General features: G+C 42.5%; 15 protein-coding genes. 2 read left to right on the top strand and 13 right to left on the bottom strand.

Annotated features, from left to right (window positions below):
* Window positions 1-242 precede the first annotated feature (242 nt).
* The 9 genes from ACNQGS_RS16595 to ACNQGS_RS16555 all read right to left on the bottom strand — a co-directional run bounded on the left by ACNQGS_RS16595 (window position 243) and on the right by ACNQGS_RS16555 (window position 10,891).
* A complete protein-coding gene (locus ACNQGS_RS16595; protein ID WP_491488276.1) occupies window positions 243-1,526 on the bottom strand; it encodes a YjiH family protein in 1,284 nt (427 codons plus the stop codon).
* A gap of 182 nt (window positions 1,527-1,708) precedes the next feature.
* A complete protein-coding gene (locus tag ACNQGS_RS16590; protein WP_491488272.1) occupies window positions 1,709-2,707 on the bottom strand; it encodes an agmatinase family protein in 999 nt (332 codons plus the stop codon).
* The gene (gene hutI, locus ACNQGS_RS16585; protein ID WP_491488271.1) at window positions 2,685-3,977 is read right to left on the bottom strand and encodes an imidazolonepropionase; all 1,293 of its coding nucleotides are present in this window, start codon (window positions 3,975-3,977) and stop codon (window positions 2,685-2,687) included. Before hutI ends, ACNQGS_RS16590 begins: the two co-directional genes overlap by 23 nt.
* Window positions 3,978-4,190: 213 nt before the next feature.
* Window positions 4,191-5,864: a urocanate hydratase gene (gene hutU / locus ACNQGS_RS16580; RefSeq protein ID WP_491488270.1), complete on the bottom strand. Its 1,674-nt coding sequence runs from the start codon at window positions 5,862-5,864 to the stop codon at window positions 4,191-4,193.
* Window positions 5,865-6,067: 203 nt separating this feature from the next.
* Window positions 6,068-7,549, bottom strand: coding sequence for a helix-turn-helix domain-containing protein (locus ACNQGS_RS16575; protein WP_491488269.1), 1,482 nt, complete (start codon window positions 7,547-7,549; stop codon window positions 6,068-6,070).
* Window positions 7,550-7,675: 126 nt separating this feature from the next.
* The gene (locus ACNQGS_RS16570) at window positions 7,676-8,083 is read right to left on the bottom strand and encodes an acyl-CoA thioesterase (RefSeq protein WP_491488268.1); all 408 of its coding nucleotides are present in this window, start codon (window positions 8,081-8,083) and stop codon (window positions 7,676-7,678) included.
* An 89-nt stretch (window positions 8,084-8,172) separates the two neighbouring features.
* On the bottom strand, window positions 8,173-9,219 hold the full coding sequence (locus ACNQGS_RS16565) for an ATP-grasp domain-containing protein (RefSeq protein WP_491488267.1): 1,047 nt from the start codon (window positions 9,217-9,219) through the stop codon (window positions 8,173-8,175).
* Window positions 9,220-9,356: 137 nt separating this feature from the next.
* Complete coding sequence (locus ACNQGS_RS16560; RefSeq protein ID WP_491488266.1) at window positions 9,357-9,851, bottom strand: flavodoxin domain-containing protein; 495 nt, start codon at window positions 9,849-9,851, stop codon at window positions 9,357-9,359.
* 113 nt (window positions 9,852-9,964) lie between these two features.
* Window positions 9,965-10,891: an alpha/beta hydrolase gene (locus tag ACNQGS_RS16555; protein WP_491488265.1), complete on the bottom strand. Its 927-nt coding sequence runs from the start codon at window positions 10,889-10,891 to the stop codon at window positions 9,965-9,967.
* A 171-nt stretch (window positions 10,892-11,062) separates the two neighbouring features.
* Here ACNQGS_RS16555 and ACNQGS_RS16550 point away from each other — a divergent pair, with 171 nt between their 5' ends.
* On the top strand, window positions 11,063-12,370 hold the full coding sequence (locus tag ACNQGS_RS16550; RefSeq protein ID WP_491488264.1) for an alkaline phosphatase family protein: 1,308 nt from the start codon (window positions 11,063-11,065) through the stop codon (window positions 12,368-12,370).
* Between the two features lie 22 nt (window positions 12,371-12,392).
* On the top strand, window positions 12,393-13,667 hold the full coding sequence (locus ACNQGS_RS16545; protein WP_491488263.1) for an MFS transporter: 1,275 nt from the start codon (window positions 12,393-12,395) through the stop codon (window positions 13,665-13,667).
* 41 nt (window positions 13,668-13,708) lie between these two features.
* On the opposite strand, the gene ACNQGS_RS16540 is transcribed toward ACNQGS_RS16545, so the two are convergent.
* The 4 genes from ACNQGS_RS16540 to ACNQGS_RS16525 form a co-directional block, all read right to left on the bottom strand.
* Window positions 13,709-14,605, bottom strand: a complete 897-nt coding sequence (locus tag ACNQGS_RS16540) for a carbohydrate kinase family protein (protein WP_491488262.1) — start codon at window positions 14,603-14,605, stop codon at window positions 13,709-13,711.
* 108 nt (window positions 14,606-14,713) lie between these two features.
* Window positions 14,714-14,920 (bottom strand): copper chaperone CopZ, encoded by a 207-nt coding sequence (gene copZ, locus ACNQGS_RS16535; protein ID WP_423802141.1) that lies wholly within the window; start codon window positions 14,918-14,920, stop codon window positions 14,714-14,716.
* 14 nt (window positions 14,921-14,934) lie between these two features.
* The gene (locus ACNQGS_RS16530; protein WP_491488261.1) at window positions 14,935-15,273 is read right to left on the bottom strand and encodes a metal-sensitive transcriptional regulator; all 339 of its coding nucleotides are present in this window, start codon (window positions 15,271-15,273) and stop codon (window positions 14,935-14,937) included.
* 137 nt (window positions 15,274-15,410) lie between these two features.
* On the bottom strand, window positions 15,411-17,831 hold the full coding sequence (locus ACNQGS_RS16525; protein ID WP_491488260.1) for a heavy metal translocating P-type ATPase: 2,421 nt from the start codon (window positions 17,829-17,831) through the stop codon (window positions 15,411-15,413).
* Window positions 17,832-18,394 lie beyond the last annotated feature (563 nt).

Raw genomic sequence — 18,394 nt, 5'->3', positions numbered from 1 at the left:
CTGTATTTTTTAAAATATGCCATTAGGCATGAAGCATAATTCATTAATATTACCTCCACATAACGATAACCATCCAAAATTTTAACAACATCTGCTTCTTCTAATAGTTAATTCATATTAGCTGTAAATGGTTAAGGCTTGTATCCTATAAATGTGAAAGTAATTTTTGAAAATAGTATTTTTTCATAAAAAAAACCTTGATAATTCAAGGTTTTTTAGTTTGGAATATGTATTTTCCAAACTTATAGAATTAAAAATGCAATTGGTGCTGTAATTAGAATCGTAAGGACTACTCGTTCGAACCAGATGACCACAAGTTTGCCGACTGTAAGTGGTATTTCAGTTGAAAGGATACATGGTACCACTGCCGAGAAGAAAATGATGGAAGAAACGGACACAACGGCAATGACAAACTTTGTAACAAGTGCAGCCTTTGTTACTAAAAGTGCCGGTAAGAACATTTCGGCAATACTTAAAGCACTGGCTTTTGAAGCAAGCATGGCATCTGGAAGCTGTACGAGCTTTGCGAAAGGATAGAAAATGTAGCCAAGCCAATCAAAAACTGGTGTGAATTCCGCTAAAACAAGACCCAGCAAGCCAACTGACATGATCGAAGGAAGAATCCCCATTGTCATGACAAAACCGTCTTTTAGGTTGTCCCAAATGTTTTTACCAAGACTAGGAGACTCGTTTGCAGTTACCATCGCTTCTTTCCAAGCAGTCTTCACTCTGTCTTTCTTAATGATAACCTCTACGTCACCCTCCATATCTTGATAATAAGAATCACTCATTTTGGATAATGGCCAAATACGGACGGTGATAGCGGTTACGATGAATGTTACGATAAATGTTACCCAGAAATAGGCATTCCAAATGTTCATTATATCCAGCGTTTTGGCAACAACGATCATAAAGGTGGCTGAAACAGTAGAAAAACCTGTTGCAATAATGGCTGCTTCTTTAATAGTATATTTTCCTTCTTTAAAAACACGGTTGGTAATTAATAATCCAATTGAGTAGCTTCCTACAAAGGATGCCACTGCATCAATAGCAGAACGTCCTGGTGTCTTCCAAATCGGTTTCATCACCGGCTGCATAAAGATTCCGACAAATTCAAGCAATCCATAGCCGACCAATAAAGCCAGAAATACGGAGCCGATTGGTACCAGCAAGCCAACTGAAATGACTAACTTGTTAAATAAAAACGGTGCCATATTTGGGTCAAAAAACCACTTAGGGCCGACATTAAATACAAGCATCACACCTGCCACAAAACCAAACACTTTGAGGATTGAAAAGACTAATGTTACCGTGTCTTTTTTCCAAGTGCCTTTAATAAATGGGTAAACAGCGCCCAATAAAATCACGAGCAATGCATAGTATGGCAGAACTCCTGGAGCTGTCGTTTGAATGTAAGAAACAATGTGGTCCAGCATGATAGATGATTTCCCATTTACTGTTACCGGAATAAAAAAGACAAAAATACCAATGGCACTATAAACAAAAAACTTTACGATATTCGCCATGTTGCTGTTCTGTAATTCCGGCTGTATAGCCTTTACTTGTTCTACTGAATGATTTGCCATACTCCATCCCCCTTTAAGGAAATATCACTTTAATTCATTAAAGACCTTTGACCTAAAAATTAGATATTTGTCCACCTTAGGTGGACAAATACCGCAAATTGTCTTTCTGTGGTGCTTGACACCTATCTCAACATAACCCCTGTGAGAAAAGTTAAAAATACGTGGGTGCCGAGTTTAACGGTTGGTTGGACGGCACTGTCTTTGAGCGGGTCGAGACAGACGATATCCATGGCACCGACTTTTGGATGCTTGGCCGCTGCTAGCACCCCTTCAAGCAGTTCGGTTGTGGTCATGCCCCCCGGCGTTGAGGCCGGTACCCCTGGGGCAAAGGCGATGTCAAGGACATCCATGTCAACTGTCAAATAAATAGTGTCAACTTTAGCGGCGAGTGCGTCCAGACATTCAAGAACTGTCGCCTCGATGCCCTTTTTCCTGGCACGCCCCAGCGTAATATAATTAACACCTTTTTCATCTGCATATTGCTTTAAATCTTTAGTGTTAAAAAATCCGTGTAGACCAATATTATACATATTCGAGCCGTCCACGACGCCGCTTTCAATCAGGTTCCGCATCGGAGTTCCATTCGAAGGTCCATTATCACTCATGTCCCGTAAATCAAAATGAGTATCAAATTGGATAATTCCAATCTTCTTGTCAGGCCGGGCCAGATGCAGACCTTTTACCATCATTGCCGTAATCGAATGATCGCCGCCAATAGCGCAAATTTTGGACTTCGTAAAATGCTGATGAAGTGCCGTAGAAGCCGCGATAATATTATCATGGCAGCGGCGGATATCAGTGACATGCATTGGGACGTCTCCTGCGTCCAGTGCTGTCATTTCGGTGAGATCCACGTCTTCATCCAAATTATAGGTCGTGAATCCTTTCCATGCTCTTCGAAAGGCATCCGGAAATTCCGAAGCACCTGATGCACTGATAGACGAACGGGAAAGCGGGACGCCGACTACCACAAAGTCAGCATCCTTCGCTTTTTCCGGGTCGCTTGCAGCTGACAGAGGCTCAATCCATTCATGAACTTTGCAGGCCTCCGCACTGCCTCCCTCTGGCCGTACCCATGTAAAGCTTGGCGGGTTCAGTTTAGGATAAAGAAAGCTCTTCAATGAGCTGACCTCCCTTGACAACCACCCGGCCATTTTTCACGACCGTATCGGTATGGTTGACACCATATGAATACTGTAGCTTCATATAGTTTTCAATGTTAAAAATGGTCACGTCACCTTTTTTACCGACTTCTAAACTGCCAATTTCGCGGCCGCGATTGATGGCATGGGCAGCGTTAATGGTAGTAGCGGTGATAACCTCTGCCGGAGTCATTCCCATTTTCAAGCAGCCAAGGCTCATGATAAACGGCAGCGAAACCGTTGGTGATGATCCAGGGTTACAATCGGTGGAAAGCGCGACCGGCACTCCTAAATCAATCATTTTTCGGCCATTTGCAGACTCAGCCATTAAAAAATAGGCTGTACCTGGAAGTAATACCCCGACAATGCCTTTTTCAGCCATTGCCCTCATACCTTTTTCTGAAGCTTTTAGAAGATGGTCTGCGGAAATGGCTCCAACCTCTGCCGCGAGTTCTGCTCCTTCATATGGCTCAATCTCATCTGCATGGATTTTCGCAATCAAACCATGACGCTTTCCCGCTTCAAGAATGACCCTTGATTGCTCCGGTGTAAACACCCCATGCTCACAGAACACATCATTAAATTCAGCGAGTCCGAGCTCAGCAACTTTCGGAATCATATCTTCCACTAACAAGCGTACAAACTCATCTGGGTTTTCCTTATACTCCTTCGGAACCGCATGTGCTCCCATAAAAGTAGAAACTACATCAACCACATGCTTTTCCTGTAATTCCTTCGCCACTTCAAGCTGCTTCAGTTCGGTTTCCCAATTCATTCCGTAGCCGCTTTTTGCTTCAACCGTGGTAACTCCATGACGCAAGAACTGATTTAAGCGGTTATAGCTTTCTTTGTAGAGCTGCTCATGTGATGCGGCTTTTGTTGCTCTTGTCGTCGCATGAATCCCGCCGCCGGCATTCATGATTTCCATATAGGTTTTACCCTGCAAGCGCATATTGAACTCGTTTTCTCGGCTTCCCGCATGAACAAGATGTGTATGCGGATCTACTAAACCTGGTGTTACAAGCTTTCCACTGGCGTCAACTAGTTCAGCCTCAGAGAGACGGTTGGCATATTTAGCCGCAAGCTCTTCATCAGTGCCTACAGCCTGAATAACTCCGTCCTCAATCCATACACTGCCGTTTTCGATAATGCCAAGCTCAGACATTTCCGCTTTTACCCTTGGAGCATCAGAGCCGCCATGTAAAGTAACTAGTTGAGATGCATTTCTAATAAAAATTGCTTTGGTCAATTTGAGTCATTCCTCTCAAAACGTAGTTTTGCAGGATTATCTCGGGCTACAGTTCCATTTCAACATGGAATCCGCCAAAAAGTGCAAGTTATTCGCCGAAAACATCAACATATCCGCCGAATTAACCGAGATATCCGCCAAAATAGCGGACATATCCGCCAAACTCGCAGATATATCCGCCAAACACGATTGTGTCCCCTTATCCTGGTAGTACTAGTCTTGCTTAAGCATTGGCATTTTGATGCCCTTTTCCTTAGCAGTCTTGATAGCAAGATCGTATCCTGCGTCAGCATGGCGAACTACACCCATCCCAGGGTCAGTTGTTAATACGCGCTGTAAGCGGACTTCTGCTTCCTTCGTACCGTCGGCTACGATAACCATACCAGAGTGCTGGGAGTATCCCATACCAACGCCGCCGCCATGGTGCAATGAAATCCAGCTCGCTCCGCCTACAGCATTGATCATTGCATTTAGAATTGGCCAGTCGGAAACTGCATCCGAACCGTCTTTCATTGCTTCAGTTTCACGGTTTGGTGAAGCAACAGAACCAGCGTCTAAGTGGTCACGGCCGATAACGATTGGAGCGGAAACCTCACCGCTAGCCACCATTTCATTTATCACTTTACCGAAACGAGCACGGTCTCCATATCCTAACCAGCAAATACGAGCAGGAAGTCCTTGGAATGCGATTCTTTCCTGGGCCATTCTTACCCATTTGCAAAGATGCTCATCATCTTTAAACTCGCGAAGTAATGCTTCGTCAATTTTGCGGATATCTTCCGGATCGCCAGATAATGCCGCCCAACGGAAAGGTCCTTTTCCTTCACAGAATAATGGGCGAATGTAAGCTGGAACAAATCCTGGGAAATCAAAGGCATTTTCCACACCTTCGTCTTTTGCTACCTGACGGATGTTGTTACCATAATCGAATGTAACCGCACCTTTTGTCTGCATATCCAGCATTGACTTTACATGAATAGCCATGCTTTGTTTGGAAAGTTTCACATACTCAGCCGGATTTTCCGCTCTTAACTTCGCTGCTTCCTCTAATGAATACCCAATTGGTACATATCCATTTAATGGGTCGTGTGCGGATGTCTGGTCAGTTAACACATCTGGATTGAAACCTTTTTCGATCATTAATGGTAAAATTTCAGCCGCATTTCCAATAAGCCCAATAGAAAGTGCCTTGCCTTCCTTCTTCGCTTCAAACGCTAAACGTAATGCTTCATCAAGATCCTTTGTTTTTACATCCAGGTATCTTGTTTCGATCCGACGGTCGATCCTCCACTCATCGACCTCCACAGCGATACAAACACCATCGTTCATTGTTACCGCAAGTGGCTGAGCGCCGCCCATCCCGCCAAGACCAGCAGTTAGTGTAATCGTGTGTTTTAATGAACCGTCAAACTCTTGACGAGCAAGCTCAGCAAAAGTTTCATAGGTTCCCTGAACGATTCCCTGGCTGCCGATATAAATCCAGCTGCCGGCTGTCATTTGTCCATACATCATCAAGCCCTTTTTATCAAGCTCATGGAAGTGCTCCCAATTAGCCCATGCAGGAACAAGGTTTGAATTTGCCAGCAATACACGCGGCGCATCCTTATGAGATTTCCAAACTACAACCGGCTTTCCTGACTGGATCAATAATGTTTCATCATCTTCTAACTCTAAAAGCGTTTTCACAATTGCATCAAAAGATTCCCAGTTACGTGCTGCCTTTCCGATTCCGCCGTAGACAACTAAATCTTCTGGTCGTTCGGCAACCTCCTGGTCAAGGTTGTTATAAAGCATGCGGAGCGCTGCCTCTTGAATCCAGCCCTTTGCATGCAGTTCAGTGCCTTTATAATTTTTAACTACTCTTGGTTGTGAAGTTTTCGTTTCCATTTTTACACCCCTTATTAGTTTAAATCTATTTTTATTATAAAAAGCCAATCTTCTGAAAAATACGAATAAAACATTAGAAAACAGATATAATTTTTATAATAAAATGCTTTTTTTTAGGACAAACCCTCAGTAATATGTACTTTTTTTAGAAAATGTTAATTATTTTTAGAAACCTAATAAAAAAAGACTCAGTCAGCACTGAGTCATAGTTTCATTTCTCTCCGATATTCTCTTGGCGATGAACCCATCAAATCCTTAAACAGCCTGCTAAAATAATTGGAATTATGGAAGCCGGCCATCGCGGCAATTTCATTGATGGGTTTGTTCGTCTCTCGCAGCAGTCTTTTCGCTTCCTTCATCCTGATTCCAGTTAATACACCCGTAAAGCTCGAACCGGTCGTCGTGGTTATTAGATGACTGAAGTAAGACGGATTTCGCTCCACATATTGAGCTACTTCTTCAAGACGCAGCTGGCTATTTGAAAAATTAGCCTCCATATAGGCGATGCCTCTTTCGATTGGATCGTTTTTTAAGCTCCGGATGTTAGCCTCCACACCCTGGAAAATTTTTTGCATAAATAAAATCAGATTTTGAACCGTCCGGTAAAGAACCGTATCATATAAAATAGAATTAAAAATGTACCGATATTCCCTCTCAAAGTGCTCGTCTGCCTCAAGAGTATAGGTCTTCATAAATCTTCTTATTTGCGCCAAAATACTTGTCAACCTGATTCTGACCAGCCCGGGATCCGGATAAGGAGTTTCTAAATGTAGAAATTCATCATAAAGGCATTTCTTTATTTTTTCCAATTCAAAGTTGGTGAGCATGTCAATCCAATTCCGTTGCTCGGGAGGCGTTAAGAATGGGTCGAGATAAACCCATTTCGGAGAGTATTCAAACTCCACCACCTGCCGGTATCCTTTATAGTAAGTGAAATCCAGCATTTTTCTGATTTGGCGATATTTTTCGTCAAGAGGTATTGGGGATTTCCCTTTATGAACGACAATCGCAAGGGAGTCGGAAAATTCCTCTTCCCATCTTCTCATTGCTTTCCGGCATTGCTCCATTATAGTGGTACAGGAATCCATAAATAAAAGAATAACCATGTCACTTAACGGAAAAATGCCATGCAAATCCTTAAAGGAATATTCTAATAAAAAGGAATGCAAGGTACGATTCATTTCAATTTCTTCAGCCTTAAATGCAGCAATATGGTAGTTTTCGCTAAAACCTGTTTGTGAAATAAATAAGGACTCATAGGTAATATCTTTATAAAGGGTTGACTGCATTGGACCATTTGGTTTCAATTTGGTCGAAAGCTTTCGGAATGCCTTTTGATAAGCAGACTTTATTTTTACCGTCGAAAAAGGTTTGATCATTAAATCCAGTGCCTGCAGATCGATGGCCAAGCGCGCTTTCTCAAAAGTGGCCTCAGCGCTAGTTAATAGCAGAATAGGTTCATAAATTTGGATTAAATCACGAAAAACCGGCCAATCTTCTTTGTTAATCATATCTAATTCGATTAAGACGACTTCAGGAGTTTCTTTCTCGAAAAGGACGATAAATTCCTGATAATCAGCCGCCGACAAGATGTGGGCAACAGGAATAGAGGAGGTTTTTAACATCCACTTCAACCCCTCCCGTTCGTTTAAGTCACGATCTGCTATCAGCCATTTTCCTTCCATTAATGAATCCTCCGTTTTTTAAACCTATCTATCATTCTATAGCATAAATTGTTTGATTAACAGTATCCAATATAGTCCTTAAAAGAAAAAAGGACATGCACCATCGGACATGGTGTTCGTCCTTTTTTAGCAGTTGATTAGTTCGGCAAGCTCCGCATTTTGATAGAGCAGTCGGCGAATTTCATCAGGTACAGTGGTTTTAATTCTTGTTTGTCGATTAATTGTTGTCAAAACGACTTCAGCAGACGCCAGCAGAATGCCTTGTTTATTTTCCATCTTTTGCATAAGGGTAAAACTTGTATTCCCAACTCGCTCAAGCCATGTGCGAACGATTATTTCATCATTATTAAACACTTCTTTTTTATAATCAACGCCAATATGGACTGCTACTGCTTCTACACCCAGCTGCTGGGTACAAAAACGGTACCATTCCTTACGCCCTAGGTCGAAATAATCAAAAATCTTCACATTACTGACATGAAATGTTTTTGTCTCTGCGATTAGCTCTAATTCAGAATAAGTCAATTTTTTCACCTTTCCCCAGCCGCACCATTATTTTTTCGAATTTTCCATATTTATTTTATTTTACACTATCTACTAAACAAATGAAATCTTTATATGGTTTAAGGTGCCTGACACCAATCATCCTTAAGAATCATTTCTCTTTCGAGATGGCTGGCGCGAATGCCGAAACGCGGGCTGGCCGCTTCAATTTTCTCCCCGAGGAGGATTTTGATGGCCAGATAGGGCATATTGATGCCGGAAAGGCAGCTGATATGCATGCCGCCGCTCATACGCGGGTTAATTTCCAATAGCTTTGGGATACCATTGTTATATTTTAATTGAATATTAAATATATATGGCAGCTTAAACTCAAGATGAAACCGATGAGCGAGTTGAATCAGTTCTTGATGGTCAACAAGCTCACGGATTCTTCCATCTCCTTTCATCCTTGGGATCGCGGCAAGTAATCGGTCTGGTGTTGCCAGGCAATCAATACTATATTCCCGGCCCTCTAAATACTCAAGGACCATTAAATCTGGAAATGTCTCCTGCTGGCCAAGAATTTCGCAAGCGTACCGATAAGGCAGTCGGTAACTAGTTCCATGATGAAAAAGCTGATTGACGGAATCAATTTCATCCTTAATCACGCGAAAACCGTTGGCACCCTCACCAATAACCGGTTTAAAACAAACCTTATGTCCCTTTTTTATCAGCCTTTCGCAAGCGGACTTAAATTCCGGTAAGGTATTAACCACATAATGTTCAGGAATAGAAAATATAGGTCCTTCTCCTTCTGCCTTTTCCATAATGGTTTGATAAGCAAGAGCCTTATTATCCAGCCTCTCCATTAGTTCCGCATCTGGACAGACCAACACTTTGACGCCAATTTTTTCGAAATCAGCAAGTCTTTTTGAAATTAACACGTTTTCCTTGCGGGGTATAAAAATGTCGATCCCATGCGTTTCACAAAACTCCAGACAGAAGGCGATATATTCATCACCGGAGAGTTCCGGTTCGGTAAAAGCTTTATCACAATACTGCAAATATAGAGCATCCTTATTAGGACTCGTTCCATAGATTGTAAATTTCCGGTTATCGGGATTGTCCCGAATCATCTCAATATAGTGGGAAACAGTTGTAAACCAGCGGTTAAACCAAATTTTCATAAAAATCCTCTCTCATGTTGTAATTTGACCCTTCCATTATGTTCAAACTGTGTTTTTTTTAAACAGATAAATATTTTTCTAAAATAAAAAAACGCCTCTTTTGCTGCAGAAGCGTTTTGGAATAATAGTCCGGTTCACTAGACCGGAATTCTTATATTATTATATCTTAGGGCAAATTCCATAATGGCTTTGAGGTTTAGATGCGATTCGTCTTTTATTACACTATCCACTTTTTTTACTACTTGTCTTTCAAAAAAATTCATTTTAGAAACTAAGAATTCGCCGCCAAATAAGCCCATTGCCACTGAGTTTTTCCGTAAATCCTGCGGAAAGGCGCGGTTAAATTGCTCCACAGCGATATCACCATCCCGTATGCAGCACAGAAATAGTCCCACTTCTTTTTCTAAAAGCTCATCATGATGCTGTTTAATAAATTGTTTAATTTTCCTTTGAATTTCCCCTGCATGAATCGATCCGCCAATTATAACCCCATCATAATCCTCTAAATCAAAAAGAATTTTATCCCGTTTCAAATCTACAGCGAGGACCTCTCCTTCAATATTCTCGCATAATACACTCACAGCCTTTTCTGTCGTACCATGGGATGAGCAATAAACAATTAACGTTTTCATGATTTGCTCCTCCTTCAAAATGATATTCCTATTAATTCTCAATATATAGCCTGTAAAAAAGACTGGCTGCAAAAACATTGGCAATATTATTACAATTTCCGATTTGCGGGTATTCACTTAATTGTGGAGTTTTTAAAGCTTCGCTTCGCAAATTGTCCGATTTCACGAATGGCTTTACGGGCCTCGGGCAGAACGCCACCGAAGATTTGCCAAACATGCCACATTCCTTCCCATATCTTCAAGGTGACATCAACACCAGCAAGCCGCGCCTTTGCTGCAAGCATTTCAGCATCACTTTGTAAAATTTCATGACTCCCCGATTGGATAAACAAGGGCGGGAAATCGGTCAAATCAGCGAAAACAGGCGAAATCATTGCGTGATTAAGGGGTTTGTCACCTGCATACATGGCAGCTGCCTTTCTCACGGTTTCTGGGTTTAAATACGGGTCCAGCTTCCTGTTTTTCTCATAACTCTCCCCACTGCTTGTTAAGTCCGCCCAAGGCGATAAACAAATAACCGCTGCAGGCAGGGGATCGTTTTGTTCCCTAAGTGTCAAGACGGCAGCAATACTTAAGCCCGCACCTGCTGAATCGCCAGCAAAAATAATATTAGAAGATTTATAGCCCCGCTTAAGCAGCCAGTGATACACTAAAACAGCATCTTCAACCGCCGCGGGGAATGGATGTTCAGGGGCAAGCCGATACTCAGGCAAGAGCACCTTGGCACCGGAAGCCTTGCCAATTCTAGCTGCCAGCACACGGTGGGTATCTGCCGACCCATATTCATATGCACCACCGTGCAAATAAAGGATTACCTTGTCATCCTTAGTATCAGCGAAAGAAAGCCATTCAGAATAAAGCCCGCCAATTTTGCAGGATTCCCTCATACAGCCCTTAGGGAGCTTGCCAAGCTTGGCACCAAATTCATTAAATCTCTGCCGCCTCTCTTCCATCCCTGTTTTCCTGATTCCTTTTTTCGCCATTCTTTTTACTGATAGTTTTATCATTTTTTCGATAAATAAACTTTGAATGCTTGGCATAACGGTCATCCCCCTCCCTGATATATATATATTATACTGAAAAAACTTAATTGCATATATCTTCCAATGGCAAAATATCCTATTTTTTATAAATATTGTAAAAATTCTGTAACAACCCTGTATCTTATTGTACAATTGGATTAGCAGTAGTTACCAATTCGGAGGGTTTTTATGAATCGACTTACCGACCATCTCATCATTATCTCATTCGACTGTCTTTCCTCATTAGATTTTCCCATTATTAAAGAATTACCGCACTTCAAGACGATTTTGCAAGACGGGGCCTTGGTGGAAAACGTCGAGAGTATCTACCCATCTGTCACTTACCCTTGCCACGCTACTATCGTAACGGGAAAATATCCGAACAGGCACGGTGTCATTAATAATACCCTTTTGCAGCCAGGACGATTATCTCCTGACTGGAACTGGTTTCGGAGCTCCATACGCGGAACCACCCTCTATGATGAAGCAAAAAAAGCAGGCATGACTACAGCCGCCTTACTGTGGCCGGTTACCGGAAAAGCGGATATAGATTATAACATGCCCGAGATTTTCGCAAACCGTCCATGGCAAAATCAAATTCTTGTATCTCTCACCAGTGGGACTCCCCGCTTCCAATGGGACCTTAATAAAAGGTATGGTCATCTCCGCAACGGTTTAAGTCAACCGGAATTGGATGACTTTGTTTTAGAAGCAGCGGTGGATACGATTAAAACAAAAAAACCAAACCTAATGCTGGTCCACTTTACCGACCTTGATTCCATGCGGCACTTCCATGGTTTTTCATCAGATGAGGCCATTGCCGCCATCCACCGTCATCACAGCAGGCTTGGCAGAATCATGGAAGCACTTGAGGAGAGCGCCATCAAAGATAACTCCACTGTGGTTATCCTCGGTGACCACAGCGCGTTAGATGAAAATAAGGCTGTACACTTAAACGTACTATTTAAAGAACATAATTTGATTACCACCAACTCTCGAGGAAAGCTGGTAAATTGGAAGGCATACTGCAAAAGCTGTGACGGTTCGGCATATATTTATGTAAAAGATCCAGGTGACACCATTACTTATGAAAAAGTAAAATCGTTATTGTCTGAAATGATTCAGGACCCCTCTTCGGGAATTGAACAGGTGCTTTCAGGCATCCAGGCTGCTGAACGAGGTGCGGACGGGGAATGTGCCTTTATGATTGAAGCAAGCCTAGGGTATTACTTTTTAGAAGATTATGAGGGGGATTATATTAAAACCATTACAGCTGAAGATGTAATGGCAGATAAAAAATATACCCTGGCTACTCATGGCTATTCGCCCGTAAAAGAGGCATATGGCACCATCCTTATGGCGGCAGGAAAAGGGATTCAATCAGTCACACTTCCATCGATCCGGCTTATTGATGAAGGGCCCACCTTCGCAAGATTACTTGGTGTTTGCTTAGGAGATACTGATGGAAGAGTAATTGAGGAGATATTGAAACGATAATAACTTAGTTAGGGGGAAAAATATGAGCCGGATGACAAAGCAAGAAAAAAGCTGGGTATTTTACGATTGGGCCAACTCCGCCTATTCTATCCTGATTACCACTGCTGTCTTTCCGTTATATTTCAAAGCAGCTGCCAAAGAGGCAGGACTTGCCGGTGCAACATCAACCGCCTATTGGGGCTATGCCAACTCTTTCGCGACACTATTAATCTCGATTTGTGCCCCCGTCCTAGGCAGCATTGCAGATTTCCGAGGCTTTAAGAAACGATTTTTCACCTTTTTCTTTGCATTAGGCGTTATTTTTACTTTTTTGCTCGCCGTGGTTCCAAGCAGCCAGTGGATGATTCTTTTAATCTGCTATATGGTTACGGTTATTGGCTTCGGCGGAACGAACATTTTCTATGATGCCTTTCTTGTTGATGTCACTACTGAGGAGCGGATGAACAAAATTTCTTCACGCGGTTTTGCGATGGGCTATATTGGCAGTACCATCCCGTTCATTATGGGAATTGCCCTGATCATTTTGGCCCAACAAAGCATTCTCCCATTGTCTGTCACCGTTGCCAGCCAAGTCGCTTTTGCCATCACCGCTTTATGGTGGGGATTATTCACAATTCCAATGTTAAAAAATGTAAATCAGGTTTATTACAAGGAACGCGTGCCAAACCCTGTTTCCAACGGCTTTAAACAGTTATTTATAACGTTTAAAAAAATTAAACTGTATCGCCCGTTATTTCTCTTTTTACTTGCCTATTTCTTTTATATTGACGGGGTTAACACAATTATTACGATGTCAACCGCGTACGGGTCGGATTTAGGGATAGATTCTACTAATCTGTTAATCATCCTATTTGCCACCCAGGTCGTGGCCGCGCCGTTTGCCATTTTGTACGGCAAGCTTGCCGATCGGTTTAAGGGTAAGACGATGCTGCTCGTTGGCATTTTCGTTTATATCATCATTTGTACCTATGCCTATTTCTTAAAAACTGTTTTGGACTTTTGGATTCTGGCCATGCTTGTCGCCTCTTCTCAAGGCGGCATCCAAGCGCTCAGCCGCTCTTATTTCGCCAAATTGGTGCCAAAAGAAAGTGCCAACGAATTCTTTGGATTTTACAGCATTTTTTATAAATTTGCAGCCATCCTTGGACCGTTTTTAGTTGGATTTACCGCACAGATGACAGGAAACACCAACAGCGGTGTTTTTAGCTTAATTGTTTTGTTCATCATAGGTGCGATTATTTTAATGAGGGTGCCAGAATCAAATCAACTTACACAATCAAATTCAATGACCCATTAAAAAAGACAAAACAGCGAAGTCATCTGCTTCGCTGTTTTCGTTTACAATGCCCCCACCTTCGTCGTTGCCCGCGCACCGATTTCATTGGCAAATCGGACAAATTCTTCTAATTGCCAATCATCTTGAGGCACACCATGATTATGAAAGCGGGATATTATGGCCGCCATGAAGGCATCACCTGCCCCGGTGGTATCTACAGCTTTAACCTGCACACCAGCAACGAAAATGCTTCGTCCCTGATGTACGGCACAGGAGCCTTTCCCACCCATCGTGATAAACAGAAACGGAATCCCCCATTCAGAGATAAGCTGAAGTCCTTCCTCCAAGTTATTTGTTTCAGTTAAAAAAAATAACTCGTCTTCTGCCATTTTAACGATATCAGCCTGTTTGGCAAATGAAATGACAGTCTCCCGGCATTTCTTTTCGCTTTCCCAACGCTGCAGGCGAATATTTGTATCAAATGCTGTCAGCAGCCCCCATTTTCGGGCATATTCGAGTGCCTGGCGTGTCGTTTCCCTTGCAATATCATGAAAAAGTGTCCCAGAACCGAAATAAAAGAGTTTCCCCTGCTTGAACAATTCCTCAGGAAGATCGTTGGTGGTCAAAAGCAAATCTGGAGTTGGGTTATTATAGGAATGAAACTGTCTCTCACCTGATTGATTTATATGTACCTTGACACTGCAGATTCTTTTTTCAGGCGAACGGACACAATAATCGACGTTCACTTTCTCTTTTACCAGCTCCATTTCCACAAAAGCACTTTCCTCGTCCGTTCCTAGTTTCGTTAAGTAATAAGAAAGCACTCCTATCCTGCTTGTCCAAACAGCAGTATTTACCGTTGCCCCACCGGGAAACTGGTGAAATATTGTATTAGTTGAATCCTTTGATATGTAATCGATAAACGCATCCCCGAGGGATATCACACCTTGCCTGCTCAACGCTGCACCTCTTTTCAAGCTTTAACTACCATTCTACCACAGCTATTTTTATAAAAAAATTTACCCCTTGTAAAAAGAAAACACCCAGGCTAACCTGGGTGCTAATCATTATTCTACATCGTATCCTTGATCATCAATTGTTTCTTTAATCGTGCTGAGGGATACTAAGCTTGGATCAAACTCAACATCAACTTGACCTTTTTCCAGCTTAACGGAAACATTTTTTACCCCGTCCAATTTACCGACGCTTCCTTCCACCGCTTTGACACAATGCCCACAAGACATACCGCTTACATTTAAAGTTACATTTTCCATTTTCCATTCCTCCGTTACTTTTTCATTAATTTTTGTACGGTTACAAGAACCTCATCAATCACGTCAAAATCGCCTTCTTGAATCCGTTCCACAACACAGCTCTTCATATGGCCTTCGAGCAAGATTTTTGCTACACTGTTTAAAGCCGACTGCGTGGCGGCGATTTGGTTGATCACTTCATCACAGTACGTGTCTTTTTCAATTAACCCTTTAATACCGCGAATCTGCCCTTCAATTCTATTCAGTCTTGTCACAAGATTGCTTTTTACCTTATCAGAATGGTGACTCTTGCGGTGATTTTCCTCCGTATGGCAGCAGGATTCATCCATTAATTCCTCTTCATTCATTGACATTTGACCCGCCTCCCTTTTGGCTAATTATATCATACCCCCGTACCGTAAATCGATGAATAAAACAGGTTATTTAGTTTAATTTATTTAGGTTGTTGGGATAACTGCCAAGCAGGCCCCGATCCCCTTACAATCTGTTGTTAAAGCTTCACTCTCTGTAATCGCAGTGCATTTAAAACTACTGACACGGAACTAAATGCCATGGCCGCTCCGGCAAGCCATGGGGCTAGAAAGCCGATTGCAGCAATTGGAATCCCCAATGTATTGTATCCAAATGCCCAGAATAGATTTTGTTTAATGTTTTGGATTGTCTTTTTACTCATAAAGATGGCATCGGCGATGCTGTTTAAGTCGCCTCTCATCAGCGTGATATCTGCCGCTTCCATGGCGACATCGGTGCCGGTTCCGATTGCCATGCCAATATCTGCGGCCGCAAGTGCCGGTGCATCGTTTATACCATCCCCGACCATAGCGACTTTGCGTCCCTGCTCCTGCAGCTTTTTCACTTCCGCTGCTTTTCCCTCTGGTAAAACTTCGGCAATAACGCTATCTACTCCTACTTCGCCGGCAATCGCAGCAGCCGTGCGGATATTGTCGCCGGTCATCATTATGACTTCTAGGCCCATATTCTTTAGTTTTTGAATCGCTGCTTTCGAAGTTTCTTTCACGGTGTCTGCTACTGCAACGATGCCGGCAAACTCCCCATCAATCGCAACCAGCATTGCCGTTTTACCGGTTTCTTCAAGGGCTTCCATTTTTCCAACAGCAGCCTCAAATGATACCCCGTATTTATTCATTAATTTTCTAGTGCCAATTAATATTTCCTGACCATTAATGTTCGTTTTTATTCCATACCCCGGTATGGCTTCGAAATGGCCGACGGCCTCTAATAAGTTGATTCCTTTTTCTTTAATGCCATTTACTATCGCCTCAGCAAGCGGATGCTCAGATTGTTTTTCAGCCGAACCGACTAACTGCAAGAAAGTATTCTCGGAGTAGTTATCTTCAATGAACACATCAGTTAACACCGGTTTCCCGTTTGTAACTGTTCCTGTTTTATCAAGTACCACTGTTGTAATCCGGTGGGTTGTTTCCAAATGCTCGCCGCCTTTGAATAGGACGCCAGCCTCTGCAGCCCGGCCGGAACCGGCCATAATTGATGTTGGTGTTGCAAGACCCAATGCGCAAGGGCAGGCAATTACCAGAACAGCAATCATTTTTTCCAACGCTTCAGCGAAGTTGCCTGGACTTACCCAGATGAACCAGACCAAGAAGGTTAAGACAGCAATTCCAACAACGATTGGTACGAAAATTCCTGAAATTTGGTCTGCAAGCCGTTGAATCGGTGCTTTTGAGCCCTGTGCTTCTTCAACCACTTTAATGATTTGCGCGAGTGCCGTGTCTCTGCCAACTTTTGTGGCTTTTATTTTTAAAAAGCCGTTTTTGTTAATGGTAGCGCCGATGACTAGGTCGCCAATGGTTTTATCAATAGGGACGCTTTCGCCTGTTAGCATTGATTCATCAAGAGCAGAGCGACCTTCGATGATTTCTCCATCGACAGGAATTTTTTCGCCAGGCTTTACATAAATAATGTCCCTGACTACCACTTCTGCTAATGCGACTTCAAGTTCTTTACTATCCCTCAAGACCGTTGCCGTCTTGGCTTGGAGCCCCATTAATTTTTTAATGGCCTCAGATGAGCGTCCTTTGGCGCGGGCTTCGAACAATTTTCCTAAGATGATCAGGGTAATTAGGACTGCACTAGTTTCAAAATAGAGTTCCACCATTTGTCCCCCTGACACACTAGTCATAATGGTTAAATATAAGCTATAAAAGTAGGCAGCAGATGTACCAAGTGCGACAAGAACGTCCATATTTGCGCTGCCGTTCCGTAGCGCCTTATAGGCTCCTACATAAAATTGCCTTCCTACAACAAATTGAACTGGTGTTGCCAAGGCCAATTGAACCCATGGGTTCATCAGCATGTCAGGCAGGTAAATGAAAGATGTAAACTCAAAGTGGCTGACCATCGCCCATAATAATGGGAATGAAAGAATCAGTGAGAAAATAAATTTACCTTTTTGTTTTTCGATTTCCTTTTGGCGGTGATCGACACTTTCCGAAGTTTTATCCTGTTTGACTTTAGCTTCATAGCCGATTTTTTCTACCTTTTGGATGATTTCCTGGATATTGACTTGGGCCGAATTGTATTCAACGGCTGCTGTTTCAAGCGCCAGGTTGACAGTGGCCTTTGTGACACCCTCGAGTTTGTTAAGCCCCTTTTCGATTCTCGTGGCACAGGCGGCACAGGTCATTCCGATGATGTCAAATTCGGCTTTCTCGGTGACAACCCCATAGCCGAGATCATGTATTTTTTTAACAAAATTTTCCGTGTTCGTTTGTGCTGGGTTATACGTGATTGCTGCTTTTTCAAGCGCCAGGTTCACGTTTGCTTCCTGAACGCCTTCTAATTTATTTAAGCCTTTTTCAATTCGTATTGCACAGGCTGCACAAGTCATTCCTGTTATCGGTAATTGGACTTCTTTGGTGGCATTACTCATTTTATTCTTCCCCCTAACTGTTTGGAGTTGGTTTCAACTTTAATATTTACTTTATTTTTATATACTATACCCCCCTACCCTATAGTGTCAATGAAAAAATAAAAAAATTTTCCAGTTTTTATTTTTGGGCTTATTTGGGTCGGAATTTTGATTATGGGGCTGTCAAAGTCGGTAAGGACAACCTCATAACGACCGTAACTTTTTTTCCTTTAATGGTTCAGGCGTTATGAATCCGTCATATCGACCGGGACCTTCTTTCCTCTAACCGTTTGGGCGTTATAAACCCGTCATAACGACCGAAACTTTCTTTCCTTAAATCGTTCAGGCGTTATGAACCCACTCATAACGACCGAACCCTTCTTTCCTTTAGTCGTTCGGGCGTTATAAACCCTTCATAACGACCGAATCCTTCTCTCCTTTTATCGTTCGGGCATTATGAACCCACTCATAACGACCGAACCCTTCTTTCCTTTAGTCGTTCGGTCGTTATAAACCTTTCATAACGACCGAATCCTTCTCTCCTTTTATCGTTCGGGCGTTATAAACCCGTCATAATGACCGAA

This window comes from Neobacillus sp. PVCKKU3, from assembly GCF_058323225.1.
This window is presented reverse-complemented; position numbering and strand designations above follow the sequence as displayed.

Bases quoted from the DNA above. Each gene is read 5' to 3' on its own strand.
- ACNQGS_RS16530 (WP_491488261.1), bottom strand. From the start codon at position 15,273: ATGTCAATGAATGAAGAGGAATTAATGGATGAATCCTGCTGCCATACG.
- ACNQGS_RS16550 (WP_491488264.1), top strand. From the start codon at position 11,063: ATGAATCGACTTACCGACCATCTCATCATTATCTCATTCGACTGTCTT.
- ACNQGS_RS16545 (WP_491488263.1), top strand. From the start codon at position 12,393: ATGAGCCGGATGACAAAGCAAGAAAAAAGCTGGGTATTTTACGATTGG.
- ACNQGS_RS16525 (WP_491488260.1), bottom strand. From the start codon at position 17,831: ATGAGTAATGCCACCAAAGAAGTCCAATTACCGATAACAGGAATGACT.
- ACNQGS_RS16595 (WP_491488276.1), bottom strand. From the start codon at position 1,526: ATGGCGAATATCGTAAAGTTTTTTGTTTATAGTGCCATTGGTATTTTT.
- copZ (WP_423802141.1), bottom strand. From the start codon at position 14,920: ATGGAAAATGTAACTTTAAATGTAAGCGGTATGTCTTGTGGGCATTGT.
- ACNQGS_RS16555 (WP_491488265.1), bottom strand. From the start codon at position 10,891: ATGCCAAGCATTCAAAGTTTATTTATCGAAAAAATGATAAAACTATCA.
- ACNQGS_RS16560 (WP_491488266.1), bottom strand. From the start codon at position 9,851: ATGAAAACGTTAATTGTTTATTGCTCATCCCATGGTACGACAGAAAAG.
- hutU (WP_491488270.1), bottom strand. From the start codon at position 5,864: ATGGAAACGAAAACTTCACAACCAAGAGTAGTTAAAAATTATAAAGGC.
- ACNQGS_RS16565 (WP_491488267.1), bottom strand. From the start codon at position 9,219: ATGAAAATTTGGTTTAACCGCTGGTTTACAACTGTTTCCCACTATATT.
- ACNQGS_RS16575 (WP_491488269.1), bottom strand. From the start codon at position 7,549: ATGGAAGGAAAATGGCTGATAGCAGATCGTGACTTAAACGAACGGGAG.